We start from the raw sequence: 10654 nt of genomic DNA on the forward strand, positions 1-10654 counted from the left end.
GGGCCGGGGACGAGCACGAAGCGGACGTGGACCTCCGTACCGAGACCGGCCAGGCGGCGCGCGGACACGTCCTACAGCGCGTCGTGGAAGGTGCGGTTGACCACGTCGAGCTGCTGCTCACGGGTGAGCCGGACGAAGTTGACCGCGTAGCCGCTGACCCGGATGGTCAGCTGCGGGTACTTCTCGGGGTGGTCCATGGCGTCCAGCAGGGTGTCCCGGTTCAGGACGTTGACGTTCATGTGGAAGCCGCCGACGGCCGTGTAGCCGTCCAGCACGCCGGCCAGGTTGGTGATCCGCTCCTGCGGGGTGCGGCCGAGCGCGTCCGGGGCGACGGTGTGGGTGAGCGAGATGCCGTCCTCGGCCTGCGCGTACGGGAGCTTGGCGACGGACAGGGCGCTGGCGACGTACCCGTGGCGGTCGCGGCCGTTCATCGGGTTGGCGCCGGGGGAGAACGGCTCCCCGGCCCGGCGGCCGTCCGGGGTGTTGCCGGTCTTCTTGCCGTACACCACGTTGGAGGTGATGGTGAGCACCGACTGGGTGTGCTCGGCGCCCCGGTAGGTGGGGTGCTTGCGCACCTTGCGCATGAACTCCTCGACCAGCCGCACCGCGATCGCGTCCGCGCGGTCGTCGTTGTTGCCGTACGCCGGGTACTCGCCCTCGATCAGGTAGTCGGTGACCAGCCCGGTCGCGTCCCGCACCGGGGTGACCTCGGCGTACGTGATCGCGGACAGCGAGTCCGCCGCCACCGCGAGGCCGGCGATGCCGCAGGCCATGGTGCGCCGCACGTCCCGGTCGTGCAGCGCCATCTCCAGGCGCTCGTAGGCGTACTTGTCGTGCATGTAGTGGATGACGTTGAGCGCGTGCACGTACGTCCCGGCCAGCCACTCCAACTGCTCGTCGAGGCGCGCCCACACCTCGTCGGGGTCCAGCACCTCCGAGGTGATCGCGCCGGTGGCCGGGCCGACCTGCTCGCCGGACTTCTCGTCCCGGCCGCCGTTGACCGCGTAGAGCAGCGTCTTGGCGAGGTTGACCCGCGCGCCGAAGAACTGCATCTGCTTGCCGACCGCCATCGCCGAGACGCAGCAGGCGATCGCGGTGTCGTCGCCGAAGCGCGGGCGCATCAGCTCGTCCGACTCGTACTGCACCGAGGAGGTGTCGATCGACACCTTGGCGCAGAACTCCTTGAAGCCCCTCGGCAGCCGGGGCGACCAGAAGACGGTCAGGTTCGGCTCCGGCGCCGGGCCGAGGTTGTACAGGGTCTGCAGGTAGCGGAAGGAGGTCCGGGTGACCAGGGTGCGGCCGTCCGCGCCCATGCCGCCGATCGACTCGGTGACCCAGGTCGGGTCGCCGGAGAACAGCTCGTCGTACTCGGGGGTGCGCAGGAAGCGGACGATCCGCAGCTTGATGACGAAGTCGTCGACCAGCTCCTGGGCCTGCTCCTCGGTCAGCCGCCCGGCGGCGAGGTCGCGCTGCAGGTAGACGTCGAGGAAGGTCGAGGTGCGGCCGAGCGACATGGCCGCGCCGTTCTGCTCCTTCACCGCCGCCAGGTAGGCGAAGTACAGCCACTGGACGGCCTCCCGGCCGGTCGTGGCCGGACCGGAGAGGTCGTAGCCGTAGGCCGAGGCCATCTCCTTGAGCTCGCCCAGCGCCCGGATCTGCTCGGCGAGTTCCTCGCGCCCGCGGATCGTCTCCTCCAGCCGCGCCGGGTCGGTGGGGGCGGCGTCCAGCTCCGCCTTCTCGGCGAGCTTCGCCCCGACCAGCCGGTCCACGCCGTAGAGCGCGACCCGGCGGTAGTCGCCGATGATCCGGCCGCGACCGTAGGCGTCCGGCAGGCCGGTGATCACGCCGGCCTTGCGGGCGGCCCGGATCTCGGGGGTGTAGGCGTCGAACACCCCGGCGTTGTGGGTCTTGCGGTACTCGGTGAAGACCTTCTCCAGCCCCGGGTCGACCGGGTAGCCGTAGGTCCGCAGCGCACCCGCGACCATCCGCCAGCCGCCGTTGGGCATGATCGCGCGCTTGAGCGGGGCGTCCGTCTGCAGCCCGACGATCAGCTCCCGCTCCCGGTCGATCCAGCCCGGGGCGTGCGCGGTGATGGTCGAGGGGATGTCGTACGCGACGTCGTACACGCCCTTGGCGCGCTCCTCGGGGAAGCGCTCGGTGATCCGCCGCCAGACCGCGAGGGTCCGCTCGGTCGGGCCGGCCAGGAAGGCCGCGTCGCCCTCGTACGGGGTGTAGTTGCGCTGGACGAAGTCGCGCACGTCGACGGCGTCCTGCCAGCGGCCGGGGGCGAAGCCGTCCCAGGCTCCGGCCGACACCGCGGTGGTCCGGGTCCGCTGCGAGGTGGTCATCTCGGTCTCTCCCTTCCCAGGCCCTCAGGCCTGGTCGCCGTAGTAGGCCCGGCGCATCAGCCGCTGCATGTCGGCGAGCAGCGGCATCCGGGGGTTGGCGGGCGCGCACTGGTCCTCGTAGGCGTTCATCGCCTGCTGCGGCAGGGCCGCCAGGAACGCCTCCTCGTCGACGCCCGCCTCCTTGAAGGAGCGCGGGATGCCGACCCGGTCGCGCAGGTCCTCGACCGCCGCCGCGAGCGATTCCACGCCCTGCTCCGGGGTCGCGGCCGGCAGGCCGAGCATCCGGGCGATCGCCTGGTAGCGCTCCGGGGCCACGTAGCTGCGGTACTTCGGCCAGCCGGTGACCTTCGCCGGGGCCGAGCCGTTCCAGCGGATCACGTGCGGCAGCAGCAGGGCGTTGGTGCGCCCGTGGGCGACGTGGAAGGTGGCGCCCAGGGTGTGCGCCATGGCGTGCACGGCGCCCAGGAAGGCCGAGCCGAAGGCCATGCCGGCGATCGTCCCGGCGTTGTGCATCCGCTCGCGGGCCTCCGGGTCGTCCGCCCCGGCGGTCACCGCCCGCTCCAGGTTCTCGAAGATCAGCCGGACGCCCTGCAGTGCCAGGCCGTCGGTGAAGTCGTTGGCGTAGACCGAGACGTAGGTCTCGATGCAGTGGGTGAGGGCGTCGAACCCGGTGTCGGCGGTGACGTCGGCCGGCAGCCGGGTGGTGAGGGCCGGGTCGACGATCGCCACGGTCGGGGTGAGCGCGTAGTCGGCGAGCGGGTACTTCTGGCCGGTGGCGGTGTCGGTGATCACCGCGAACGGGGTGACCTCGCTGCCGGTGCCCGAGGTGGTCGGGACGCACACCAGCTTGGCCTTCTCCCCGAGGTCGGGGAAGGTGAAGGCGCGCTTGCGGATGTCGAAGAACTTCTCCTTGAGGTCCGCGAACTCCACCTCCGGGTGCTCGTACATCAGCCACATCACCTTGGCCGCGTCCATCGGCGAACCGCCGCCCAGCGCGATGATGGTGTCCGGCTCGAACTCCCGCATCAGCTCCGCGCCCCGGCGCACCGTGTCGATGCTCGGGTTGGGCTCCACGTAGTCGACGACCCGCACCTCGACCGGCTCCCGGCGCCGGTCCAGCACGCCCCGGATCCGCTCCAGGTGACCGATCGCCACCATGGTGTGGTCGGTGACCACCACGACGCGGCGCGCGTTCGGCATGCTCGCCAGGTACTTGACGGAGTTGCGCTCGAAGAAGATCTTCGGCGGGACCTTGAACCACTGCATGTTGGTGTTGCGCCGCCCGATCCGCTTGATGTTCACCAGGTTCAGGGCCGAGACGTTGCCCGCCACGGTGTTGTGCCCGTAGCTGCCGCAGCCCAGGGTCAGCGAGGGCGTGAACGCGTTGTAGACGTCACCGATGCCGCCCTGCGAGCTGGGCGCGTTCCAGATGATCCGGCAGGCCTTCACGGCGTGCCCGAACTCCTCGGTGAACGCCGCGTCCTCGGTGTGCACCGCCGCCGAGTGCCCGAGGCCGTCGAACTCCACCATGGCGGCGGCCAGTTCGACGCCCTCCCGGCGGGAGCCCGCGGTCAGCACGGCCAGCACCGGGCAGAGCTTCTCCCGGGTGAGCGGCTCGGTGGGCCCGACCCGCTCGCAGTCCGCCAGGATCACCGTGGTGTCGGCCGGCACCTCGAAGCCGGCCGCCGCCGCCACCTCGGCGGCCGTGCGGCCCACCACCTCCGCGTTCAGCTTCGCGCCCGCGCACGACACCCCGTCGCCGACCCCGAACAGGTGCCGCTCCAGCAGCGCCTTCTCCTCGGGGCTCGCGTGGTGCGCCTTCAGCTTGCGGAACTCCGCGAGCGCGGCCTCGCGGATCTCCGCGTCCAGGATCACCGCCTGCTCGGAGGCGCAGATCATGCCGTTGTCGAAGGTCTTCGACAGCACGATGTCGTTCACCGCGCGCCGCAGGTCGGCGCTGCGCTCGACGTACGCCGGCACGTTGCCCGCGCCGACGCCCAGTGCGGGCTTGCCGCAGCTGTACGCCGCCCGCACCATCGCGTTGCCGCCGGTGGCGAGGATCGTCGCCACGCCCGGGTGGCGCATCAGCGCGTCGGTGGCCGCCATCGACGGCTCCTCGATCCACTGGACGCAGTGCGCCGGCGCCCCGGCCGCCACCGCCGCGTCGCGCACGACCCGGGCCGCCTCGGCCGAGCAGCGCTGCGCCGCCGGGTGGAAGGCGAAGACGATCGGGTTGCGGGTCTTCAGGGCGAGCAGCGCCTTGAAGATCGTGGTGGAGGTGGGGTTGGTGACCGGGGTGATGCCGGCGACCACGCCGACCGGTTCGGCGATCTCGACGATGCCGTCGATCTCGTCCCGGCGCACCACCCCGACGGTCTTCGTGCGGGCCATCACATGGGTGACGTTCTCGCAGGCGAAGACGTTCTTGACGGCCTTGTCCTCGAACAGGCCCCGTCCGGTCTCCTCCACCGCCAGCGCCGCCAGGCCGGTGTGCCGGGCCAGTGCGGCCAGGGAGGCCTTCTTGACGATGTGGTCGACCTGCTCCTGGGTGAAGGAGCCGTACTCCTCCAGGGCGGTGAGGGCGCCGGTGACCAGGCGGTCGACGGCGTCGTGCGGGGCGGCGAGGACGCTCGTGGGCGACGGCTTCGCGTCGTGCTTCGGGCGGGTCGACATGTGCGGGACTGCCTTTCGGGTCATCGTCCGACATCGGGCGCCGCGGGCGCCTTCGGTTCCAGGTTCCTTGCTCGGGGGCCGGGCGGGCATCCGCCCAACGGGACCTCCCCGTGGTCCGAAGGTCCCTGCCGCGGTGGGCGATCGGTCCCGCCGTGGTCGGGGACCAGCGGTCGGGGATCAGGGGTCCGGGTTCGGGGGTCCGGGTTCGGCGGTCCGGTTCAGGGGTGCGGTTCAGGGGTGCGGGACGACCGCGACCGGGGCGTGCGCGTGGTGCAGCACCGACTGGGCCACCGGCCCGAGGTGGGGCCCGGTCAGCGGGTGCGCGGGGGTGCGCCGGCCGAGCACCACCAGGCAGGCGCCGTGCGAGGCCTCCACCAGCGCCCGGCCCGGGCTCCAGGGGCACACCTCGGCCTCCACCCGGACCTGCGGGAACTTCTCCCGCCAGGGCGCCAGCGCGTCCTCCAGCCGCAGCTGCTCGGCGGCGGCCATCGCCGCGCGGATCTCGGCCTGCTCGACGGGCGCCCGGGTGGCGTAGACGTCGTGGGAGGTGGTCCGGCTCTCCACCGCGCGCAGGCCGGTGCCGTGGTCGGCGGCGTACCGGAAGGCGAACTCCAGCACGGCGTCACCGGGCCGGTCGCTCTCCAGCCCCACCACGACGTCGCCCGCGGCGTCGCCGTCCTGCCGGTCCGTCAGGGCCCGGACCAGGACGACCGGGCACTGCGAGCGGGCGGCGGTCCGCAGGCCGACCGAGCCGATCAGCAGCCCGGTGAACCCGCCGAGGCCGCGCGAGCCCAGGACCAGCAGCTCGGCGCGCCCGCTCGCGGCGGCGAGGGTGTACGCCGGGTGCCCGGGCTGGACCTCGCAGGTGACGTCGAGCCCGGGCAGCGCGGCGGCGATCCCGTCGCAGAGGTCGGCGACCGGGGTGGGCAGCGCCGTCCCGCCGCCGAGGTCGCGCTCCAGCGCGTCGGCCTCGGTCCCCGCCACGTGGATCATCCGCAGCGCGAGCCCGCGCCGGTCCGCCTCGCGGGCGGCCCACTCGGCGGCCGCCGCGCTCGGCACCGAACCGTCGATCCCCACCGTCACGTTGTGCGCCATGCGTACGACCTCCCCGGTCCCGGGGGTCCGCGGCACCCGGTGTGCGCGGCCCCTCCGGTGACCAGCGTCCCGCCCGGCGGGTGCCCGGCCCCAGGGTCCGAGCAGCCCCATCCGGCCGCCGAAGGTCCCGGGCCGGGGCGCCCCTTCGGCCCGGCGGGGCGTGGCGTCAACTCGGTGCGTGCGATGGCATCCCTTCGAGTGAACCTCGGCGTCAAGTCCGTTTTGTTCGAGCGCGGTTGATCAGGATTCCGGGTGGCACCCGTGCAGGGTGCCCGCTGCCACCGGTACCGAGAGGACGGCCCGTATGACCACTGCCAGTGGGGACCCGATCGCGTCGATCACCGACGCGACGCTCATCGACATCGCGACGAACGGCATCTGGGGCCCGGGCCTCACCCCCAGCGAGTCCGTCGTCGACCTGGCCCGGGCGCTGCTGGCGGCGCTCCGGGGCGAGCCGGGCGTCGAACTCCCCGCAGAGCTGGCGGAGTTGGCCGCCGACGTCCGGCAGGCCGGCACGGTCGACGTCACCGGCATCACCGTGCCCGGGGGCGACGGAGACCTCCGGCTGTCCGCGCTCACCATCAAGCTGAACGACGGCAACCCGCACCCCGTGGTGATCGTGCCCGCCGGCTGGAACCCGTACGGATGGCTGCCCTTCCTCTACGCCTACCTCACCCTCGCCCGGCGCGGCTACCACGTGCTGGCCTACACCCCGCGCGGCATCGGCATCCCCGGCTGGCTGTCCACCTCCGAGGGCTTCGTCGACGTCGCCGGCGAGAACGACCGGACCGACGGCTCGGTCGTGATCGACTACGCCGAGGAGTACTTCGCCCCGACCCGGGTCGGCTTCCTCGGCCTGTCCTACGGCTCGGGGATCAGCCAGCTGGTGGCCGCGCACGACCCCGCGGAGCGGGTCCGCGTCGTCGTCGCGGGGAGCACCTGGGGCAATCTCGCCACCAGCCTCTACGACAACGGCACCCGGCACCTGGAGGCCGTCCGGCTGCTGATCGACTTCACCGGCGGCCCGATGGAGGAGAAGTTCGACGAGGCGACCCAGGAGATCCTCAGGAACTTCCTGGCCGGCCGGGACATGGAGACCGTGGTCGACTGGGGCACCAGGCGCTCCCCGCAGACGTACGTGGACCGCACCAACGCCCGCGGCATCCCCACCTTCATCTCCAACACCTGGCACGAGACCCTGTTCCCGGTCGCCTCGGTGATCGACACCTTCCAGCAGCTGACCGTGCCGAAGCGGCTCAACCTCTGGATCGGCGACCACGGCGCCCCCGAGGGCCCCGGTCTGACCGGTCTGCTGAGCGGCCTGCCGTTCCCGGGCATCGCCGTTCCGATGCGGGAGGCCTACGAGTGGCTGGACCACTACCTGCTCGACGCCGACAACGGCGTGCCGGACTGGCCGGAGGTGAACGCCCAGTCCATGTTCACCTACCAGACCCTTCCCATCCCGGGCGGCAGCAGGCTGATCACCGTCCCGGCGCGCCGGGAGCCGCTCGCGAGCTGGAACGAGTTCACCACCGCCGCCGAGGCCTGGTACCTCACGGGCGCCGACGGCTCCGGGGACGGCCGGCTCTCCGACAAGCCGGCCGCCGGCTGGTCGCGGGACTTCGAGGCGGGCACCCTGACGGACGCCGTCGCCGTGGACGCGATCATGAAGACCGGGCAGAAGGAGTGGTTCGGCAACCCCAAGCCCTACGACCTCGCGACGTTCGACCGCTCACGGCTGCTGGTCTGGGCGACCGACCCGCTCTCCGGCTCGGGCGGCGTCGCCCGCCGGATCCGGGGCGCCGCCACCGTCCGGCTCACCGTGCGCAGCACCGTCACCGCCGCCACCCTGGTCGCGTACCTGTTCGACGTCGCGCCGGACGGCACCGCGCGGATCATCACCCACGAGCCGTACACCGCCACCGACCTGACCCCGAACGTCAACGCCGGCGTCAGCTGGCAGCTCCAGGCCGCCTCCTACGACCTTCCGGCCGGCCACCGGCTGGCGCTGGTCGTCAACGGCCGCGACCCGCTGTACTCGTACGCGAACATGGACCTCGCCGTCGTCACGACCACCACGGTCGGCTCGCAGACCGGGCAGGAGGCCGCCCTGGAGCTGCCGCTCGGCTGACCCCGCCCCGGGGCCGCAGCCGCTGCTGACGGCTCCGTCGATCACGGTCCCCCTGACCATGATCCTCTACCGCCGCCCTCGGGGCGCGGCCTACGGTGGGGGCTGCCCGGCGACGACCCGTCGCGCCGGGCACCCCCACCCGTCGCACCCGAAGGCAGAACCACCCCGTGACCAGCACCGGCCCGGCCGCCGCGCCCGGCATACCCACCCGCTCCGAGGCACAGCGCCGCACCCTCACCGTGCTGGTCACCAGCCAGGTCCTCAGCGGCGCCGGCCTGGCCGCCGGCATCACCGTCGGCGCCCTGCTCGCCCAGGACATGCTGGGCTCCACCGACCTCGCCGGGCTGCCCAGCGCGCTGCTCACCGCCGGCTCGGCCCTCGCCGCCGTCGCGGTCGGCCGGATCTCCCAGGCCAGGGGCCGCCGGCCGGGCCTGGCCGCGGGCTACCTCACCGGCGCCGTCGGCAGCGCGGGCGTCATCGCCGCCGCCGCCCTCGACAGCCCGGTGCTGCTGTTCCTCGCCCTGTTCGTCTACGGCGCCGGAACCGCCACCAACCTCCAGGCCCGCTACGCCGGTGCCGACCTCGCCGCCCCCGGCCACCAGGCCCGGGCCGTCTCCACCGTCCTGGTCGCCACCACCCTCGGCGGTGTCGTCGGCCCCAACCTCGCCGCCCCCACCGGCAGGCTGGCCGAGCACCTCGGCGTGCCCGCCCTCGCCGGACCCTTCCTGCTCGCCGGCGCCGCCTACACCCTGGCCGCCCTGGTCCTCGCCGTCCGGCTGCGCCCCGACCCCCTGCTGCTCGCCCGTGAGCTCCGGCGTTCGGAGCAGGAGCAGCGCGCGGGGGACGCGGCCGCCCCCGCGACCGACCAGGACGAGGTGCGCCGGCCGACGCTGGTGCTGGGCGCGCTGACGATGGTCCTCACCCAGCTCGTCATGGTCGCGATCATGACGATGACGCCCGTTCACATGCACGACCACGGCCACGGGACGGCCGCCTCCGGGCTCGTCATCGCCATCCACGTCGGCGCCATGTACCTGCCCTCCCCGCTGACCGGCCGGCTGGTCGACCGGCACGGCCCGACCGCCGTCGCCGCCGGCTCCGGCCTCACCCTCCTCGCCGCCGGACTCCTCGCCGCCGCGGCCCCGGCCGGATCCGTCGTCCTCCTCGCCCTCGCGCTCGCCCTGCTCGGCCTCGGCTGGAACCTCGGCCTCGTCTCCGGCACCGCGATGATCACCGACGCCGCGCCCCTCGCCACCCGCGCCAGGACCCAGGGCACGGTGGACGTCGCCATCGCCGTCGCGGGCGCGACCGGCGGCCTGGCCTCCGGCGTCGTGGTCTCCGCCGGAAGCTACGCGCTCCTCTCGCTGGCCTGCGGCCTGCTGGCCCTCGCCGTCCTTCCCGCCGTCGCCGCCACCGCGAAGGCCCGCTGACCGGGGTTCCGCCGTCGGCGGGCCGCCCGCGGCCCCTCGTGCGCCCCTCCTGGTGGCGGGAGCGCTGGATCGGGCCGATGGTGGGTAGGCGCCGAGCCGACGGGAGGTGGACGGCGGTGGGCCACGACGACGCGGTGCTGGGCGGTGTACTGGCCCGGCTGCTGGCCCGCTCGCGGGCGCACGGGCCGGCGGAGCTGCCCGGGCTGGTGCGGGAGGCGGCCCGCGGGCTGGGCGCGGACGGGGCCCGGATCTTCCTGGCCGACGTCCAGCAGCGGCACCTCGTCCCGCTGCTGCCCGGCTCGGGGGACGGCGAGCCCGACGACGAGGTCGACGTCGAGGGGACGCTCGGCGGCCGCGCCTACCGCCTCCAGCGCAGCCAGTTCTCCACCGGCTCGCCCGCGGTCGGCTGGTACCCGCTGGTCGACGGGGTCGAGCGGATCGGCGTCCTGCGGATCGAAGGCGGCGCCCGGAACGCGGACACGACCGCGGGCTTCGAGGCGCTGGCCTCCCTGGTCGCCCTGCTGGCGGTGTCGAAGAGCGCGTACAGCGACATCATCGTCGAGGTCGGGCGCCGGCACCGGATGAGCCTGCAGGCCGAACTGCTCTGGGCCTTCCTGCCGCCGCGCACCATCGGCACCCGGGACGTCACCTCCAGCGCCGTCCTGGAGCCGGCCTACGACGTGGGCGGCGACGCCTTCGACCACGCGGTGGCGCGCGGGCACCTGCACGTGTCGGTGTTCGACGCGATGGGCCACGACCTGGCGTCCGGCGGGGCCAGTTCGGTCGCCCTGGCCGCCTGCCGCTCCACCCGGCGGGCCGGCGGCGGCCTGGCCGACATCGTCCACGCGATCGACCGCACGCTGGCCCGGTGGATCCCGGACCGGCTGCTCACGGCGGTGGTCGCCGACCTCGACACCGCCACCGGCGAGCTGACCTGGGTCAACTGCGGCCACCCCGCGCCGCGGCTCGTCCGGGAC

6 protein-coding genes are annotated in these 10654 nt (G+C 73.6%); 3 read left to right on the forward strand and 3 right to left on the reverse strand.

The features are described from left to right. Positions 1–71: 71 nt before the first annotated feature. From pflB to ACFXAM_RS34865, 3 genes are all read right to left on the reverse strand, one after another. Positions 72–2348, reverse strand: coding sequence for a formate C-acetyltransferase (gene pflB / locus ACFXAM_RS34855; protein ID WP_380297468.1), 2277 nt, complete (start codon positions 2346–2348; stop codon positions 72–74). 24 nt (positions 2349–2372) lie between these two features. Then, positions 2373–5021 (reverse strand): bifunctional acetaldehyde-CoA/alcohol dehydrogenase, encoded by a 2649-nt coding sequence (adhE, locus tag ACFXAM_RS34860; protein WP_380297470.1) that lies wholly within the window; start codon positions 5019–5021, stop codon positions 2373–2375. 231 nt (positions 5022–5252) lie between these two features. After that, positions 5253–6116, reverse strand: a complete 864-nt coding sequence (locus ACFXAM_RS34865; protein ID WP_380297471.1) for a universal stress protein — start codon at positions 6114–6116, stop codon at positions 5253–5255. Positions 6117–6420: 304 nt separating this feature from the next. Here ACFXAM_RS34865 and ACFXAM_RS34870 point away from each other — a divergent pair, with 304 nt between their 5' ends. The 3 genes from ACFXAM_RS34870 to ACFXAM_RS34880 all read left to right on the forward strand — a co-directional run. Then, positions 6421–8247, forward strand: a complete 1827-nt coding sequence (locus ACFXAM_RS34870; RefSeq protein ID WP_380297473.1) for a CocE/NonD family hydrolase — start codon at positions 6421–6423, stop codon at positions 8245–8247. Positions 8248–8414: 167 nt separating this feature from the next. Further along, the gene (locus tag ACFXAM_RS34875; RefSeq protein WP_380297475.1) at positions 8415–9677 is read left to right on the forward strand and encodes an MFS transporter; all 1263 of its coding nucleotides are present in this window, start codon (positions 8415–8417) and stop codon (positions 9675–9677) included. A gap of 116 nt (positions 9678–9793) precedes the next feature. Beyond that, the coding region (locus ACFXAM_RS34880) for a PP2C family protein-serine/threonine phosphatase (protein ID WP_380297477.1) at positions 9794–10654 on the forward strand (861 nt) is incomplete at its 3' end.

It is taken from the genome of Kitasatospora sp. NPDC059462, assembly GCF_042749955.1.
Lineage (GTDB): Bacteria > Actinomycetota > Actinomycetes > Streptomycetales > Streptomycetaceae > Kitasatospora.